This window comes from Streptomyces sp. cg35 (assembly GCF_050410835.1).
In the GTDB taxonomy this organism is placed as follows: Bacteria; Actinomycetota; Actinomycetes; order Streptomycetales; family Streptomycetaceae; genus Streptomyces.
Genome location: NZ_CP191268.1, coordinates 8,749,821 through 8,769,326, shown reverse-complemented (window position 1 = coordinate 8,769,326; position 19,506 = coordinate 8,749,821). Strand labels below are relative to the sequence as shown.

At 72.7% G+C, this 19,506-nt stretch carries 4 protein-coding genes; all 4 read left to right on the top strand.

Annotated features, from left to right (window positions below):
• The first annotated feature begins 54 nt into the window (after positions 1 to 54).
• A complete protein-coding gene (locus ACQUQD_RS40330; protein WP_428957206.1) occupies positions 55 to 3,402 on the top strand; it encodes an AAWKG family protein in 3,348 nt (1,115 codons plus the stop codon).
• Between the two features lie 71 nt (positions 3,403 to 3,473).
• Positions 3,474 to 3,923 carry a YbaB/EbfC family nucleoid-associated protein gene (locus ACQUQD_RS40325; RefSeq protein ID WP_428957205.1) on the top strand — a complete coding sequence of 150 codons (450 nt, stop codon included), beginning with the start codon at positions 3,474 to 3,476 and terminating at the stop codon, positions 3,921 to 3,923.
• Positions 3,924 to 3,925: 2 nt separating this feature from the next.
• Positions 3,926 to 4,282: a hypothetical protein gene (locus ACQUQD_RS40320; protein ID WP_428957204.1), complete on the top strand. Its 357-nt coding sequence runs from the start codon at positions 3,926 to 3,928 to the stop codon at positions 4,280 to 4,282.
• Positions 4,283 to 4,309: 27 nt separating this feature from the next.
• On the top strand, positions 4,310 to 19,486 hold the full coding sequence (locus ACQUQD_RS40315; protein ID WP_428957203.1) for a scabin-related ADP-ribosyltransferase: 15,177 nt from the start codon (positions 4,310 to 4,312) through the stop codon (positions 19,484 to 19,486).
• Positions 19,487 to 19,506: the final 20 nt, after the last annotated feature.

The following is a 19,506-nucleotide window of genomic DNA, read 5'->3' as shown; positions in this document are numbered from 1 at the left end:
CGGTGACACCGTCGCGGGCACGGAAGACCAGCACCAGACCAGGAAGGGCACTCGGTGGCCGGGGAACGCTACGACCCAGACTCGAAGGCGAACGTCGACAAGTACGGGGACGGTGTCGCCTCGGGCGACGGGGACGACGCATGGGCCAAGCTCGTCGCGCACCTCACCGGCTATCCCGTCCCGAAACGGTCGACGATCTTCGAGAAGCTCACCTCCGATCACGGCGGCCCGCTCTTCCGGATGGACATCAAGAACCGCTCCCTGCAGGAGGTTCTCGACAAGTCCGGCTTCGAGATGCAGGACGGCCAGGACTACGAGATCTGGTTCTTCGACGCGAGCGGCGGCGGCAGCCCGCAGCTCAAGCAGGCCCGCATCGTCTTCGAGGGCAGCGTCCACGACAAGGACGACAACCTCCAGTTCGCCGACACCTCGGGCGGCTCGGCGGGCGAGGTCGCCGTCAGCCACGGCAACGAGTTCACGGACTACAACGACGACACGTTCACGACGGTCGACCTGGCCCAGTACATGAACGGCCCCCGCGACGCCCTGCTGGCCCTGTTCAACGGCAACACCGAAGGCATGTCGTTCAACGGACTCGCCGTGCCCGGCAACGGAGCGGTCGTCCTCGACTCCTTCCGCACGACAGGTGAGTCCTTCGACCGTGCGGCGAAGTTCTTCCGGGACCACGCCGTCACGATCAAGGGCTGGGAGGACGCCCTCGGCAGGGACGACGCGGCCTGGAAGGGCGAGTCGGCGGACATCTTCCGCGAACTGCTCAAGAAGGTCCGGGAGAACTACGAGGGCTACGTCGACACCTTCACCGGTTCCGGCGGCGGCACCGCCGACGGCGCCACCGTGTACTCCCAGGCCCTCGCACAGGGGCGCGACGCGCTGGAGGACGCGGCGAAGACGCTGCTGGACGCCTGGTACAAGTGGTCGCAGTCGGACTACTACGACCCGCACCGGGTGCTGAGGTACGTCCTGGACAGGCTGGCGGCCTGGGCCGAGGCCGAGAACATCAGCAAGACCGAGATCTACTCGACGACCTCCTCCGGGTACGGCGGCTCCCCTGTCACGACGACGAGCGCGCGGACGAAGGAGGGCTTCAGCCAGAGCCCGGAGAAGTACGGCGACCTCGCCAACATCGAGACGTGGAAGAAGGTCGGCGAGGAGGCTGTCCGCATCTGGAGCAAGGGCGTCGACGAGTACCTCGGCGAGGCCGCCACGCGGGTGCAGTCCACGCTGAACAACAAGTTCCTCGACCTGGGACGGGAGTTCACCGACAACCAGCCCAAGCCCAAGACGACCAGCACGGCGGCCGAGGACTACGCGGACGATCAGGCCGAGAAGGAGAAGGAAGAAGCGGAGAAGGAGAAGGAGGAGGCGGAGGCCGAGGCCGAGGCGGAGAAGGAGGAGTACGAGAAGGACAAGGCGGACGCCAAGGCCGAGGCGGAGAAGGAGAAAGAAGAGGCCAAGGCCGAGAAGGAGAAGCAGGAAGCGGAGTACGAGAAGGAGAAGGAAGAGGCCGAGCGCAAGGCCGAGGAGGACCGCAAGAAGCTGGAGGAGAGCCTCGGTGATCTCAACAACCCCGGCGGTTCGAACGGCGATCTCGGCGACCTGGGCGATCTCGGTGGGCTCGGCGACCTCGGCGGTGCGGGGAACAACACCCCGATCACCACGAGCCTCGGCGACCTCGGTGGGATCAACGGTGACGGTTCACTCACCGACCCCGGGAACGGGAACACCCTGAACACTCCGCCGGGAACGGACGGCCTCGGTGACTCCGGCCCCGCCCCGGGCCCGGTGACCACCAGCCTGGGCAGTCTGGGCGGCCTGAACGGCAGCGGCGACCGTGACCGCGCGACGGGTCCGGTGACGCAGGACCTGGGGAACCTGGGCGGCCTCAACGGGACACCAGGTGAAGGCAGTTCGAGCTTGGACACGCCGACGGGCGGCACCACCTCGCTCTCGGGAGCCGGCGACTTCAGCACCACGTTCCCGGACGGCAGCAGCACCAGCTTCGATCCGAGGACCGGCGCCCTCACCACGACGAACCCCGACGGCACCGTCACCACGACCGACCTCACCCACGGCGCCACCAGCACCAACCCCGACGGCTCCGTGACCCGCCTCGACGGCGGCAAGCTCACCACCGACTTCCCCGACGGCACCACGCAGAGCATCGACCCCGACACCGGTCAGGCCCTCACCACGCATCCGGACGGCACCACCACCGAGACCGACCTCGGCACCCTCGACGGGCTGAACACCCAGAACGGCACCGGCGACACCGGGAACCCCGGCGACCTCGGCAAGCAGATCACCACCCAGTCGCTCGGCGACCTGGGCGGCCTCAACGGGACGACCGACACGACGGGTGGCCTCACCACGCCCACCGGCGGTCACACGTCCCTGACGGGTGGCGATTTCACCACCAGTTTCCCGGACGGCAGCAGCACCAGCTTCGATCCCGACACCGGGTCCCTCACCACGACGAACCCCGACGGCACCGTCACCACGACCGACCTCACCCACGGCGCCACCAGCACCAACCCCGACGGCTCCGTGACCCGCCTCGACGGCGGCAAGCTCACCACCGACTTCCCCGACGGCAGCAAGCAGGTCATCGACCCCGACAGCGGCGTCGCCACGACGACCGATCCGCAGGGTCACACCAGCCGCGTGGACCTGGACGGGCTCAACTCCCGTACGGGCGGCGGCACGTCGGACACCATCGGCGACCTGACCGGCCTCGGCGACGGGCTCTCCCTCGACAGTCCGTCCTTCGACAGCCCCTCGCTCGGCGACGGAGGTGGCGGAGGAGATGGCGGAGGCGGCACCACCAGCGAGAGCCTCGGCACCCTGGGCGGCGGTGCGGGCGGTGCCACGTCCGACCTGGGCGGCGGTTCGGCGCTCACCGGCTACGACGGCACATCGACGACGGGCGTCCCCCACTCCGTCGACCCGCTCTCGGACCAGACGTCCGCGATCGGCTCCGGCGGCGGTTCCGGAGCGGGTTCCGGCACCGGAGCAGCGGCTGCCGGCAGCGGGCAAGGAAGTCCCGGCATGCCGATGATGCCGATGAGCGGCATGGGAGGCATGGGCGGCGGCGACAAGGGCTCGCACGGTGAGCGCGTCCGAGCCGTCCTCACCGACGCCGTGGAGGAGAGCCGGCGCCGCAACCGTCGCAGGCGCAGCCCCTGGGGCCGCTCCGAGGACGAGGACACCTTCCTCGCCCCGGCCGCACGTCCCGCCACCACCAGCGGCGGTCAAGGCTCCGGCCAGGACACGGCCGCGGACGAGACGACGCGCCGGCCGGTCACCTCGTCCGACTACCTGGAGGAGGACGCGGACGTGTGGGGCACCGACGAGGGCGGGGCGCCGGCGGTCATCGGACGGTGAACCCCGGCCCGGCACCGGTCCAGGGGCGGCAGGCGCGCCGCGCACGCCGTACGGCAGGAGAGGGAAGAGAAGTGACGGATTCGCTGGAGCAGCGCATCGACCGGGCGATGGCCGAACTCAAGGCCACGCAGGAGGCGGTCGCGCGGACGGAGCAGGAGCTGCGCGACGCCTCGTTCGGCGCCGTCTCCTCCGACCGCGCCGTACGCGTCACCGTCGGCGCCCAGGGCGAGCTGGCGGACCTGGAGTTCCTCGACGGCAAGTACCGCTCGATGTCGGCCCAGGAGCTGGCGGCGAGTGTGCTGGAGGCCGCGCAGGAGGCGCGGGTCCGGGTGGGCCGGCACGTCATGCGGGCCATGGCGCCGTTCACCGAGGCCAGCACGGGCGTGCCGGAGCTGCGGGGACTCGACGTGGACTGGGAGAAGATGTTCGGCCCGGAGGTGGTGCGCGAGCGGGACGGGGCGGCCGGCCGGTCGGCTGACGCGCCGTGGCGGGACGCGCTGGGCGAGGACGGTGAGGAGTAGCCATGTCGGACCGCTACTACGGCGACCCGCAACGCATTCAGGCCGGGGTGCGGCAACTGGAGGAGATCGCGGAGGCCGCGCGCAGTATGACCGCGGACTTCCTCGACGAGATCAGCGGGACCGTCTCCTGGCCCGGTACCAGTGACGACTTCGCCCAGAAGGTGAAGCCTCAGGAGCGCAAGGAGCGGCAGACCACCAAGGACACGAGCATGGCCATCCGTGATGCGGTCGTCGCCATCACGGATGGCACTCTCACCAACCTCGACACCATGAAGGCGGTCAAGAACCAGGCGTTGGAGGACATCTCCAAGCAGAGCAGCCGGATCAGCGACGTGAACGGCGGTCATGCGCGCCACTGACAGCCGCTCCGGGCGAGGAGCGTCCCGATGAGCATGCAGGCGTCGCCCGAGGTGAACGCCATGCTGTTCATCCTCACCGGGGAACGTCTCCTCCAGGCCGACGAGGACATGGCGTACGCGAGCCGCCAGCCGTACGGGCGGCTGGGCAAGCGTGTGCGCGATCTGTCGGGGCTGATCGAGAAGTCCGTACGGGACATCTCCACGGCCATGCCGGACGACGTCGGCCGTGAGTACGTCCGGGCCATGAGCATGCTCATCGACGACGGCGGCAAGAACTATCTGCGCGAGTTCGGCGACCAGCTCGACAAGATCGCCGACGGCCGGGTCAAGGCCTCCATGGACATCCTGGAGTCCAAGTGGCAGGTGATCGCGGAGGTCATCCGGCTCCTCATCGAGATCGCCTTCTACCTCGCGCTGTCGTACTTCACCGGCGGTGCCTCGCTCACCCAGATCGCCCTGGCCAAGGCGCGCAGCCGCCTGCTCATCCTCACCACGCTCAGCCATCTGCTGGAGCGGATGCATCTGCTGCCGTCGCTGACCGAGGCGCTGGAGGAGGCGTTCACCACCTTCGTCGTGCGCCTCGGCATGATGCTGGCCGGTCCCGACGGCCGCAGGCCGGACGGGTTCGACTGGGGGCAGATCCTCAAGGACGGGGCGTTCGGCGCGCTCGCCGGCGGCTTCGCCAGCATCTTCCACGGCGCCGCCAAGAACATCCTCAACGGGTACGACAACAATTTCCTCAAGGGCGGCCCGGACCTCAACTTCAAGAACGGCGGACCGGATCTCCCCAAGAACGGCCCCGACCTCCCGAAGCACGGGCCCGACACCCCGAAGGGGAACGGTCCCGACGCCCCGAAGCCCGGCCCCGACACGCCCAAGGGGAACGGTCCCGACGCCCCGAGGCCCGACCCTGACGCTCCCAAGGGAGACGGCCCGGATCTGCCCGGCGACGGGCCCGGCAAGGGCGCGATCACCGGACACCATGTCGTCAAGGAGACCTCCGACTTCATCGCCTCCGGAGGCGCCGAGTCCCTCGCGGAGATCATCGCGGGCGGGCTCTTCTACGGTGACTGGTCGACGAGTTGGTCCACGTTCGTGGGCGCGGGCGTCAGCGACCGGGTCGGCTCGGCGCTCAACACGGGTGCCATCAACACGGGCAACGGTCTGCGCGACTTCGTGGCCGACCTGCGCAACCAGCCGCCGCCCACGGTGTCGGGCACAGGTCCGGTCGGCGGCGCCAGCACCGACGGCAACGACCACGGCACCGACAACGCCCCGCACGGCGAGGACAGTCGCGACAGCGCGACATCCACAGGTCCTCAAGACGGCCTGGGTGAGCGGGACTTCAACGACCAGTACGCCGCCCCGCCGACTTCGACTCGTACGGTGCCGGAGACCGAGAGCGACTTGTGGCGTGACGTCCACACCGGCTCCCCCGAAGCGCGGAACGCCGCCCTCGAAGCCATCGGGGAGTCGCGGGGCACGCCCCCTCCCGGTGTCGACGAGATCGGCGTACGCGACGCGCTCCACCATCAGCTGTCGGACGTTCCCGAGATCCGGGTCGTGTCCGGCGGAACGGGCCCGGCGGCGGCAGCCGACATCGCCGACGTCCGCCATGCCCTGCAGGGGCTCGGCCCGCAGGTGACCGTCACCGGGCCGCCCGGCGCGGCCACCGTGGACTCGTCCCCGACCGCAGGGCCTACGCAGGTCTCCTCCTCCCCCGACGGGATCACGCAAGCACCCTCCAGCACGACCACCGGTCCGGGAACCGCTCCTGCCCCGCCGTCTTCCGCACCGACGCCCTCCGCCAACCGTGCACCGGAGACGACCCAGAACACGGCGCCCCCGGCGGCCGACGCGGCGCACGACGAGACGGCACAGGCACAGGCACATCAGCCGAGCGGCTCCGTCACCAGTCAGGACACCGGCACCGTGGAGCCCGAGCCCAACAGCACGCCGGAGCCGACGCTCCTCGAGTCGTCCAACACCGTCGCCCCGCTGGCAGAGCCCGGTCGTCCCCTGACCGTCATGGTCTCGGACACGCCCCTCTCCCTCGACGCCCCGGCCTCCGCGACGCGCCTGCTCGACGCGTCCGGCGCCGACCACGCCGTGGTCCTCGGCCCGCCACCCGCTGCTTCCCCTGCGCCGGGAACCCCGGCACCACCGCGCGAGGCCGCCGTCCTGTCCCGGGACGTGCCGAGCGGGCCGGTGCAGGTCCGCCCGCTGCCCACCTCTCCCTCGGCCCAGGGCCCATCGGAGTTCCCCGGTTCGGACGTGTTGCGTCCCGTGACCCAGGCCCTCGGCGCGACCTCTTCGGCCGCCCCGGTCGACTCGGACGCCCCGGCGGCGCGTCCTGTCACCGAGAGCTCCGCAACGGTGGGCACGGACCGGACCCTCACGCCCCCACCCACCACCTCCACGCCTTCCCCGACCACAGAATCCACGGCGGATCCGCAGCCCGCCACGACCAGCACGACCAGCACGACAGCGCCTCTCGCGGCCGAGCCCCAACCGTCCACGAGCACGAACACCGGCGCAGACGCGCACTCGGACTCGGACTCGGACACTGATACAGACACGGCGGACGTGGCCACCGACCTGCACCTGGAGTCGGGCAGCGTCGCTCCCACCACGACGCCACCACCGGTCACCCCCGTGGCCACGACGCCCGTCGGCACACCGCAGCACCAAGGACCGGTCACACCCAAGCCCCCGCAGCCCGCGCCCCAGAGTCGCCTCGTCGTCACCCGGCCGATCGACGCCCCCGGCGCCCCCTCTCCGGCCACCACCCCGTCGGTCACCACTCTCGACGGACACACGCTCCCTCTGGATCAGATCCGCAAGCGGGTCGTCGGGGATCCGGCTCGCGCCCAACAGGGCGGAGCTGTGCGGACGTTGACCGTCTCGCAGAGCACGGTCGAGGACGGCACTTCGCGCGCCACCGACCGGGAGCGCCTGCTCGATCAGGACACCTATCGCACCGCCCGCGCGACACTTCCGTCCCACGGCGGGACGCCACCTCGGCAGAACGGCGCGCCGCGGGCCGTCTTCACCGGCCCGCCGCGGCCGCTGCCCGGCTCGGGCACGGAACACGGTGCGGACTACTTCGTGGCTCACGGCACCCCTCGTACGGTCACGCTGGGCACCGGCGACACCGGCCGTCCGTCCGTCGTGGTCAGCGGCGTGCAGTTGGGGAACGTGCTGCGCGCGTGGAACAAGGACGGCGCCACCGAGCGGCCATTGGTGCTGTACTCGTGCGAGACCGGCCGCCGGCCCGAAGTCGCCGGACTTCCGGTCGCCCAGCATGTGGCGAACCGTACGGGCCGTCGCGTCTACGCCCCCACGAGCGAAGCCGGTACGGCCAAGGACCGGGACGGCGAGGTGCGTGCCGTTCTCACCGAGGGTCCCGAAGGTCCGGGCGCATGGCGCCTGTTCACTCCGGAGCCGTCGGGACGGGACCTGGACGCACTCGCCCGGACCAGCGGTCTGCACACCGGCCCGGGGCCGGCCGATCCGTTCGCCCGCGCCCGGACCCTGCAACACGTGCGAACGCTGCGCGGTGTGCTCGGCCACGATGCCGAACAGCGCCCGGACGCGGCCGAGTTGCTGAGCGGTCTGGCCTACGTGGACGGCCTGCGCTGGCGCTCTCCCGACCCGGAAGGCCGGTTCACCGACGGGCGCATGACCCCCGGTCTGCTGCAGCGCATGGTCAGCCACGGGGACACCGCGGCCTCCCCCACAGCACCCACTCCGGACGCGCACATCGCCTTCCTGCGCGACGCCGCGCGACTGGCTTCCAGCGGCGACACCGACACGACGCTGGCCCGTCTGCTGCCCTCCCCCGCCCCGCAACTGCCGCCGGACACGCTGGTGTCCCCCGAGGACGTACAGGGTCTGCAATACGCTCCCGCGGCCCGTATCACCTGGCAACTGTCCGATGCTCCGCTGCCGTTGTCCGAGCTGGCGCTGAGCCCCGAGGACACGGCCACTCTGCTCGCCCGCCGGCCCGACCTGGCTGCCGCGTCCTCCCCGCCCACCGTACGCACCGACGTCACGCCCCTGGACGACCTGGAGGTCCTCGGGCTGAAGGCCGGAGGCTTTCGGGGCGCGGTGCAGGTCGAAGGCCGCTCCTTCCGGACGGTGCCGACCGCCGCGGACGGCGACTGCTTCTTCCGTGCCGTGCTCACCGGGGCCCGCGCTCAGGGTGTCGCGCCGCAGTGGGCGCAGACGGACGTCGCGGGGCTGCGCACACTGCTGCACACCGGTCTCAACGGTTCCGAACTCGCCGACGCGCTCACGGAGTCGGCGCCGGACCCGGTGCGGACCGTCGTCGACGATCTGCGCGAGCGGTTCCTGGCCGGCTCGCATCTCGACGACGCCGCTACCCGGCGGGCGGCCGAGTCCGCCTGGGACGCTCTCTCTCAGGCCGCGCTGGCCGGCGATGTGACGACCTGGCAGCGGCTGCTCCGCGAGAGTTCCTACCCTGGCCTCCTCGATGTCGCTCCCACGCCCGAGGCCGCGCGGCGGACGGGCAGTGGCGGTCTGCTCGCCGCGACGGCGGCCCGTACCGGTCTGTGGTCGTCGCCGTTCGGGGACCTCGTGCCGACCGCGCTGGCACGTGCGGCGGACCTGGACCTGCGGGTGGTGCGCAACGGCGCCGTCACCGCGCTGCACCCCGGAGGCCGTGGCGGGACGCTGTACGTCGCGTACAACGGCCGCGACCACTACGAGGGCCTCGCCGCACCGGCCCCGACGACCACCCCGGCGCCTGCCCCGCCGCCCGTCAAGACGGTCCCGGAACCCGCCCGGACGCAGGACCTGTTCCAGGACTGGCTGGACAGCATGCGGTCGCTGGACGAGGCGTTGCGCGACGAGCCGTCGGCGGCGGCCCGTCTGCGCAGCGCCCCGGTCCTCCCGGACACCACACTGCCGTCCGCCGCCGACGACGTCGTGGCGGACGCCCAGCGTCGCGCCGAGGAGACCGAGCAGCGGCTGTCCGACGCGCTCGACGGGGCCACGAAGAGCTCGGGGAGCACGCAAGGCGCCCCGTCCGTCGTCGACGACGGCGTCTCGACGGCGGACGGCGCGGACCCGGCCGAGCCGGCCACCGGCGAGAAGGTACCGCTGGAAACGCAGCTCGAACGGCATCGCCCCACACGCCTGTTGACCGGAGCGGACGCGCCCCCGCCCGGCCCGCCTCCCTCGACGGTCACCTTCGACGACGGCAGCCGCCTTCCGACCGCCCTCATCGGGCCCGACGCGGACGACGCCCGTGGCCCCTCGGGCGGCCTGATGTCCGGGCTGGGCAGGGCGACGCTGCGCGATCCGGATCAGGTGGCCGACGAGATCGTCCGCGGACTGCCGCAGCAGGTGCGCGACCGCTTCGACGACGCGGAACTGCGGCGGTTGCTGGCCGAGGAGCCCGGCGCGTTCACCGGGCCGCGCGGCGCCGGATTCGTGGCGCGCGAACGTTCCGAGGTGGGGTACGAGATCACGGTCGAGGCCGTCCCGTACCACCGGTGGGAGCGGTTCGCCGACGCCGACGGGGCGACGACGAAGGTCGACACCCTGCGTCGCGGCCAGGCGTCGACCGGGGTCTCCCGCAGTGTCGCCACGCTGCGCCGGGCCGCCGGAGCGATCAGTCTGGGCCCGCCGCTGGAATGGCTGCTGAAGCTCGGTGCCTCCATCGGCCGGTCGCGGCGCACCGACTACTCCACGGGAAGCCAGGCGTTCAGCCAGTCCGAGTGGCGGGCGATGGACGGCTCGCACCTGCATGTGGACGACGTGTACTACCGGGTGCGCGTCGACCGGGTCACCCCCGGGCCCGACACCACCCCGCGAGGGCCCGGCGCGATGTCGCCGGGGTGGCACCGGCAGCCGGTGCACGAGGGCGGCTTCGCGGTGCGGGGCGGCCTGACCTGGCGGCTCCCGGACAGCCTGACCGAGCCGTACACGGGTCCCACCCGCGCGCCGGAGACGATCACCTTCCGCGACGGTGCCGCGCCGCGCGTCGCGGACACGACGGCGCTGCACCTGCGGGACTCGCCGGAGGATCTCGCGCTCGCCATGTCCGGTGCGCGGCCCGGGAGTTCGGCGCACCGCACGCTCGTTTCGTTCCTGCGCCCGGGCAGCCTGCTCGGGCTGTTCCCGCGGCTGTCGGGGCAGGTCGTCGGTCCCGAACTGACGCGCGGTCGCTCGCAGCACCCGCTGGGCCACCTGATCGTGGAACGCGCCGTGTCGCACAAGGGCACACGGGTGACCGAGGCGACGAAGGTGGAGCTCCGCAACGTCGACCAGATCACGCAGCAGAACGAGCGCACCCACACCCGTGAGACGCGCTTCGGCGCGCAGATCACCGCCGGGCCCAACCACATGTACCAGGGTGCGGCGGCGGACGTGCGGATCCAGGGCGGCCCGATGGCCCGCCTCGATCTCGGCGCGGGCCGTGCCCACTACATCGGCGGTTCGGCGGCCCGGAAGATCACCGGCCGGGTCAAGGGCACCCCGGTGGCGCTGTACCAGGTCGAGAAGACGCTCTACGTCCGCCGGCCCGGTGAACCGCCTTCCGCGGCACGACCGTTCCGCGTCGTCACCCTGGACTGGATCCCCACCTCCGAGGCGCAACGGCTCGCCGAGTGGGACACGCGGACTCCCGGGCAGACCGGCCCGCAGCCCGCTCCGGAGCCCGCGGCGCCGCCGTACCTCGCCGCGGACGATCCCTCGCACCTGGGTCACACCCGAGCGGAGGGCTTCGTCCCCGAACAGCTCCCGCCTGCCGACGGCGAGCCCGGCCCTGTGGCGGCGCCGGACCCGATGGCGACGTTCGCCGACGCGGCCCTGGACGCGCTCCATCAGTCGTACCCGGCGCTCTTCCCCGCCCCGTGGGAGCGCCGTCACCCGCGCCTGGCACGCCTGCTGTACGGCGACGGACGTACGCGGGTCGCGCTGCACAACGACCGTCAGGTCCGCGACGCGCTCAGCCGCCCCACGCTGGCGCAGAGCCTGGAGGTCCTGACGACCACGGGTGTGCCGGTGAGTCTCACCGAGGACGGTCCGGTGCGGCGCGGTCACCACACCCTCACGCTGACGGCCCGGCTGACGGACCGACGCTACGAGACGTCGCTGAGCGAGCGGTCGTTGCGCAATTCCGTGAGCGCCACGCAGCAGCTCGGCCAGGCACGGCAGGCCTCCAGTACGCAGTCCGTGGGGGCCGAGCTCGGGATCTCGCCCCGTGACAAGGCGAAGGCGCCGGAGACCGGCTGGGCGCGCCGCATCGGCGGTCTGACCCTCGGCGTCCGGCACGCCTGGGGGCGTCAGCACGCCACGCGCACCACGGTCGCGGTCACCAACGACCACCTCACGGCGCAGACGGCAGCCCATCTGTTCAGCTATCGCGTCGAGTTGAACGCGACGTTCGACGGGCATCGGCGTCCGCGCGGCTGGGCCCGGCTGGCGACGGTCGGCGCTCTGGGCGCCGGCGTCTTCGTCAGTACGGTCCGGCCGCGGCCCCTGTTCGACGGTGGCGCGGCCCCCGTGGGCCGGGTCGAGCTGGCCGCGCCGGCCGCCCAGAGTTCACCCCGCTACGCGCCGAGCACAGGCACCCCGTCTCAGGACACCGAACACCCTTCCCCCGAAGGGAACTTGACGCCCGAGGAGGCGGAGCGCCTCGTCGACGGCACCGGCCCCTCTTCCGATCCGGACGCCACGGACGTCACGTGGACCCGGGATCTGCTGAGCCGCCCCTTCGCCGTGCTCAGCGCGGAGGGAGCTCAGCAGCGGCAGCAGGTGGCCGAACGGACGGCCGCGCAAGCGACCGGCAGTTCCTGGCACGTCACCACACCCGGCACCCCCGTGCGGGGCGCCCTGCGCCGCGCCATGGAGAACCTGTCCGTGGCGGGCCACATCGGCCAGATCCTTGGCCCGTTCGGGCAACGTGTCACCGGGCTGCACGCGGCGGGCCCGCTGCAGACCCACCACATCAAGGCGACGCTCCACGCCCGGTTGCGACGGCTGCGCGTGACCGGAGACCCGAACCAGGGCAGTTTCGAGGTCACCACCGGCGCCGACCACCGCACGACCGGCAGCTCGGGCACCTCCTCCCGCACGACGGTCGGCCTGCAGGGCTCCCTGTCGCCGCAGCACGTGGACGGCCACCACCCGGTGCACGGCAGCTACGCGGCCGGCGGGCAGCTCGCGTGGGGCAAGGGCGCCTCCGCCAGTGAGACGCTCGGCAGCGGCCGCAACACGATCCTGACCTACACCGGCCGCACGTACCCGGTGTCCGCCGACCTCACCGAGACCGTCGCCGTACGGGACCGCTGGAGCGCCGCGCTGGGTCTCGCGGGCACGCGGGCGGCGACGTCGCTGCGCTCGTGGGCCGGTCGGGTGTCGCCGTGGGCGGCGGACCACCTGGTGCCCCGGCCGCGCCCCGCGGCGGCCCGCACCCACGAGGTGCGGGACGCCGTGCTGCTGCACCTGCCGATGCAGGACGCCATCGAGACCGGGCTCGCGCCGGACGGCCTGAGCACGAGCACCCCGCACCACCTGGCGGGCGGCTACCGCGTTCCGCCGTTCCTGCGAAACCGCCGGTTCGCCACGCATCCGACGGGCCTGCTCGACGCGAGCCACCACGCACGCGAACTCCTGCCGCGCCTTGAGGCGCTGGGCGTGCCCTCGCACGACCGGGAACAGGTGCTGCAGATGCTGTCCCCGGACTTCCTGCGGGGCCAGCTCCACGAACTCAGCACCGACGGCGTGACGTTGCCCGTGCAGTACCGGGCCTGGGCCAGGCCAGGCGATCTGCCGACGGGCGGCAGCCCCGGGCAGCTCAGGTTCCGGCTGCGCCCGGTGACCACGACCGTCGACCGGCTGCGTACCGGCTATGAGGTGGAGGACTACCGGCCCACCGCCCGCGACACCAGCGGCGGCACGTCCCAGGACCGGGGCGGCGACGTGACGCTCGCCGCCTCCGAGTCCCCGGCCGTGGCCCGCGACGGCGGGCTGCTCGGCATCGGCCCCACCCTCCAGGGCAGCGCGGCGGAACAGCAGCAGTCCGGCCGCTCCCGGGCCGTCGGCACCAGCGCGAGCCCCAACATCGCCACCACGCAGTCCCATGCCGAACTCGTCACCGGCTACGAGCTGGAGGTGACGGCGACGGACAGCACGGGCGACGCGCTGTTCGACACGGTCTCCGGCAACGTCGGCACCCTGCGCGAACTCCTGCCCGTCAGCCTGCTCACACCCGACGGCGACACCGGCGAAGTGGCTGATGTACCCGAACCGCCGCGCACTGTGCGTCTGTTGACGGCCCTTCAGGCGAAGGCGGACGCGGTGTCCGACTGGCGGGCGGAGGACTCCGACCTCGTGCTGGACGACAAGGTCGGGACCGGGTTCCTGCCCGTCGACATCCTGGGCGCGCCCACCGTCCACGACGCCCTCACGCTCGCGACGGCTCGGGCCGACGGCACCGGCGACCGGGACCTCGGCACCACCCTCGACGGCGACGCCCTCACCGAAGCCGTACGCAAGGCGCGGCGCACCCCGCTCACCGCGCTCGGCACCGCCCCTGCGCAGGCGCAGCAAGAGGCGGCGGGGCAGACCGGGTTGACGGCGGGACTGCGCGAGGCGCTCTCGGCGCAGGGCCTCGGGCTGCCGCAGCTGTCGTCCGCCCGGCTGCTGGGCCAGTCGCACACGGCGGACGTGCGCATGTACGCCAAGCTGAGCCGGCGTGGCGCGCGGCTGCTGGCCGTGGAGAACAAGCCCCGTATGGAGGGTGCGGTCCGCGGCAAGACCTCCGACACCCTCGACGCGGGTTCCGCCACCACCACCGAGGCGGCCGTCGGCACCTCCCCGATGGCGGGCACCAGCCAGGCCGGTGTGATCACCCCCGGTGCCTCCGCGACCGTGGGGGGTGCCACCGACGGCACGCAGCTCAAGGGTTCGGTCGAATCGGGCCTCGGTACCCACCTCAAGGTGGCGACCCCGCGCAGCATGCTCTTCGCGCTGCCGGTGCGCTGGCTGTCCGTCGTCGAGGCCGACCACCACCTCACCGACAGCCGCGCCCTGCAAGCCCTGGGGCGGGCCCGGCGCGGGCCGCGCGCGGCCGAGGCCGGTACGACGGCTCTGGTGTGGGTGCGCGAGGACATCGCCACGGACCTGGGCCTGCTGGACGACACCACGTTCCCCGAGACGACACGGCAGGCCTGGGACGACCTCACCCAGGCGCAGGCGGACCTCACCGAGGCCGACAAGCGCTACTACGACGCCCGGGCGCAGGCCCGCACGGCATGGCTCGACATGACGGACGAGGAACGTGCGTCGGCCGCCGGCGGATTCGAGACGCAGCCCGGGGCGAGCAGTGACAGCGCCTCGCCCGCGGTGCGGAGCTGGCGCGCCGCGCGCGAGGAGGCGGCCACGTGGGAGGGCCACGCGGCAGCGGCGGCCGAGCAGGCCCACCGTCTCCACGCGGCCGCGTTCCGCGTCACCCACCCGACACCCGGCACGACGACACCCGACTCCACCGCTGCGGAAGGCGAGGAGGCGACCAAGTCCGCCTACCAGGAGCCGGACTGGCGCTCCGCGGCACCCGCCACCTACACGGTCACGGACGGCGCGGGCTCCGGTCCGCGCACCCTCACCTCACCCGACGGCTCGACGGTGTGGGACGTGCACGACGTCCCCAAGGACGGGGCGTCCTTCTTCCATGCGCTGCTCGCCGCGGCGCACCACCACGGCGTACAGGCCCCGCTGGGCGACGGCACACCGACCGGCACCGACCCGATCGAAGAGGCGCGCACCCGACTCGTCGACGCCTTGGGGCAGCGTGACAACGAGGACCTGCTGTCGGCACTGGCCCCCGAGGCCAATGAGGCCTTCACCGCCGAGGAACTGGCCGCGGCCGACGTCGAGTTGGACGGCCCACATCAGGCGGAGTTCAGCGCCCGCGGCGCGCTGCCCCAGCCGCGCTGGCTGAGCGAGGGCGAGCGGCTGCGTCTCGCGTCCGAAGCTCTGTCCCGTCCGTTCGGCACGGACGACCGGGCGTGGAACCACGGCGCGGCCGATCTGCTGCCGGCCCTGGCCGCGCGCGTCCTGCGCACGCCGGTCACCGTGGTCACCGCGGACGGGCACCATCAGCGGTTCGTGCCGACCGGTTCGGATGCCGACGCTTCCGGCCCCGAGCTGACCCTGTTCGTCGCGGACGATCATTTCCAGGTCGCCCTCCCGGCGGGCTCACCGCCTCCGCCGCCCGCAGTACCGCGCCCGGCCGCGTCGACCGACACCACGCCGGTCGACACTCCGGCGCAGGTCTCCGGCCACCGCACGCACACCACGCCTCCATGGTCGCCACCCACAGCGGGCGAGGCGTCCGGACGTCCCGGCTTCCGGCTCGCCGCCACAGGAGTCCTGACGGCTCCGGACGGCAGCACCTACCACCAGGGCACGCCGAGCGATCGGGGCAACGGGTTCTTCGGAGCGCTGTCCCAGGCCATGCGGCACGCCTCCCGTCTCCCGGGCACCTCCCGCAGCGATGCCGCGCGTCTGCGGGTGCGGGCGGGCTCGTCACCGGCCCAGTTGATGCGGCTGCACGGGCTGCCGGGCCGGGCCGCGGACCGCGACGCGCTGTTCCGGCCGCCGCCGGTTCGGCCCCGGCGCGGCGCACCGGCACCGAGCGACTTCGAGCGGGCCCGCGTCCTGCGCGAGCATCTCGCCACGGCGGCCTGGGGGCAGGAAGCGGACCAGGCGATGGCCCGGTGGGCGGCTCGCGCGTCCGGCGCCCGGGTCACGCTGGTCGAGGAGAACGGCACCGCCCACACCTTCGGCTCGGGCGACACGCAGCTCGTACTGCGCCGTCGGGGCGGCGACTTCGTCCCGCTGCTCCAGCACACACCGCCGTCGGCGTCCGCGCGCGAGGACATCCCGTCGCCCGATCCCGCGAGCACACCCCCGGGCGAGGAGGGCGCGTTCGAGCTCCACACGCTGTCGGGCGCCCGCGCCGGTTCCGTACCACCACAGCACCCGCAGATCACGCAGTTCCCGCGTGACGACGAGGGGGACACACTCGCCTCGGGCGAGTTCCCGGTCCTGCACGAAGGACAGGGCTGGACCGTACGGGGACAGGTCGACGCCGATCCGCACTCCACCGAACTCGCTGCGGAGAACGCCTCGTTGGGGCTGCGCGGCCGGTTCAGCGCCGAGGGTCCTGGCGCGGGCCGGGTCACGGACGACACGGGCCGGATCCACGACGAGGGGCCCGCCTGGGACTGGTTCCATCGCACACGGGGCCTGATCGCCTCGTCGCGCTTCCGTACCGCACCGGGTGACACACCGGGTTCGCTCGTACCCCTGTCGTGGGAGGACGCGCCGACCGCCGATCAACCGCCGGTGCCGCCGCGCCGGACCGCGGCCCAGGCCTCACCGGCTCTCGACGACCTGCCGCACCCGATGCGCTGGCGCACCGACGACGCGCCCCTGTACCGCTTCACGGCGGAGGACCCCGACGAGGTGTTCCTCAACGGTCTGCGCGCGCCCGGCACCGGCCTCGCGCACGTCCTGGACCACGCCTACAACGGCGCCTCCGACAGCAGCGGCTACGTGAGCACGACGCGCGACACGGACTACGCGCGCCGGTCCCTCGACCTGGCACCGGCGGCGTCCGCCGCTCTCGACGCCCGCCACCGCTGGCGCTACGACCTGGACCTGCCGGGCGGCATCGACGTCAACGGCACCCTGGGCCTCGCCTCTCCCTTCCCCGACCAGCGGGAGGTCCTCTTCCCGGGCGGGATCGCACCGCGCTTCGTGCGCGGTGCCCAACGCCTGCTGGACGGGCGGCCGTTCGGGCCCTACGTCCCGAACCCCGGACACCGCCCGCTGCCGCCGCGCGCACCACGGGACCACCGCCCGCGGCACGTCGTGCGTTCGGGTTTCGACGTCCGCAGGTTCACGTACGCCGGCGAACCGGTGACCGACCTGACGGTGCGTGTCGCCGTACGCGGTGGCAATGCCGGCGAGGCATCGCGCGTGCTGGATCAACTGCACGCAGGCGTGGCGGAGTTCTTCAACGCACCGGCACACCGCCTCCCGGGCGGCGACCGTCTGCACGTCACCGTCGAGCGGGTCGATCCCTCCGACGACGCGCACCTGACGGTCACGCTCGCCGGCCGCGACCGTCCGATGGACCAGCACACGTGGTGGCGCGACGCGTCGCCCGTGGAGCTGGCGCACGAACTGGCACACCAGCTGGGCCTGCGTGACGAGTACCGAGATCGGGGCTCCGCGCACCGGGCGCAGGTCCCTGGCAGCCTCCTCGGCGCGTACGACCAGGCGCCCCCGGACTCCGCGCTGGCGGCGGCCGGGCTGCGGCCCAGGCACCTGGCCCTGCTGTCCGCCGTGATCGGCGACGTGCCGCTCCACACGCGTACCGACCCGGACGGAGGACCGCTCAGCGACCCGAGCGGGGATGAGGACGACCTGCGCTCCGCACGTGCGGCGGCGCCGCCGGCCGCGCGCCGCGCGATCTGGGTGGACCCGGTGGCCCTTCCCCGGCCTTCGTCACCAGCCACGACCGACGTCGCTCCACGGGCACCGCAGCAGGCGGACGGGAACCCGGCCTCGGCACCTCATCTCGCCGACCTGGAGCAGCACTTCGCGGCCCAGGTGGCGGGCCTGCTCGGACACTCGCCCGTCGACGTCCCAGCGCTCCTCGGCGTCCTGCACCGCCGCACCTCCCTGCTGGGCACCCCGCCGCAGGCATCCTTCGACGACGCCTTCCGGCAGCACGCGGGAACCAGCCTCGCCGAGGTCCTCGACAACGCCGTGGAGCAGGGGCGCCTTCGGCCGCAGGACCACGAACTCGTCCTGACCGGCCTCGGCCTCGTCACGCAGTTCCCCGCCACGTCACAGCCGTTGAACCCCGTCGCCGTGGCGCCCGGGGCCCACCCCCGCCATCTGCCGCAGGCCATCGGCTTCGCGCAGCGGCTCTCCGAACTCCTGCGGGAGGACGCGGACGCCCCCGGCGCACTCGCCCTCCTGGCCGGCCTGGACCGCGACCTGCCCCGCATCTGGGCGGTCTCCGACGCCTTCCACGAGCTGACGGGCACCGATCTGCGCGATGCGCTCAACTGGTACGCGCACGACGACGCGGCTCGCGTCCAGGACGTCCTGGGCGACCCCTACACCGCTCCCGCCACCCCGCAGCAGGTCGCCCAGTGGTACGACCGCATGGCACAACTCCGCTACCACCACTACCGCTACGACACGCTCCCGCTCCCCCACAACCACCCCGAGGACGGCTGCTATCTGCGCGCCCACCTGATGGCGCTCCAACTGCAGCGCTGGGGCGCGTCCGTACGCAAGATCACGGTGGCGGGCCCGCGCCTCGGAGTCGTCTCGTCCAACGCCCACAACGCCACCACGCACAACCCGCTGGCCATCACCTGGCGCTACCACATCGCCCCCGCTGTCCTGGCGACCCGGCCGGACGGCACGACCGGCTACCTGGTGATCGACCCGGCACTGGAACAGGGCCCGCTGTCCGACGAACAGTGGCTCACGACGATCGGCGCCCCTCCCGCGGCCGACGACCTCCGCCTGATCGACATGCCGGTCGACGCGGCGCAGGGAAGTCTCCTGCTCGACCAGATCCTCAACCCGGACCAGTGGGACGGCGACCAGCCACGCGGCCGCAACGTCGTCCTGATCACCGACGCGCACGCGCTGTGGTTCCCCTGGCCGAACAGCATCCAGCCCAGCGACCTGAAGAGCGCCGACGACCAGTTCCGCGGCTACGTCGACGAACTCGCCCGGCACAGCTGGGAAGCCCTGGCACGAGCGGTGATCCGCGACATCGAGAACGGCCTGCGGGCACGCGAACACGCCCGGGCGACGCCGGAGAACGCAGCTGCGCACGCGAGCTGGGCGGAGGAACGCTGGACCTGGATGGAACGCGAGGGCCGACTGCTGACCCACCCCGCCCTGGCGGAACGCGTCCGCGCGCTGCTCCCGCCCGGCCACGCGGCCCACGCCTTCGTACTGCTCGACCCGGCAGCCTCGCTCTTCGACCCCGTACCCGGCTTCCAACAACTGGCGTGGACGATGCCGGTCCTGCCCGACCTGGACGCCTTCCTCCCGGCCGACCTGACACTGCCGCAACTCGACCTGGACGACGTGAACTTCGCGGACTTCCTGAACTTCCCGCAGTCGGACTGACCGCCCCACAGAACGCACGC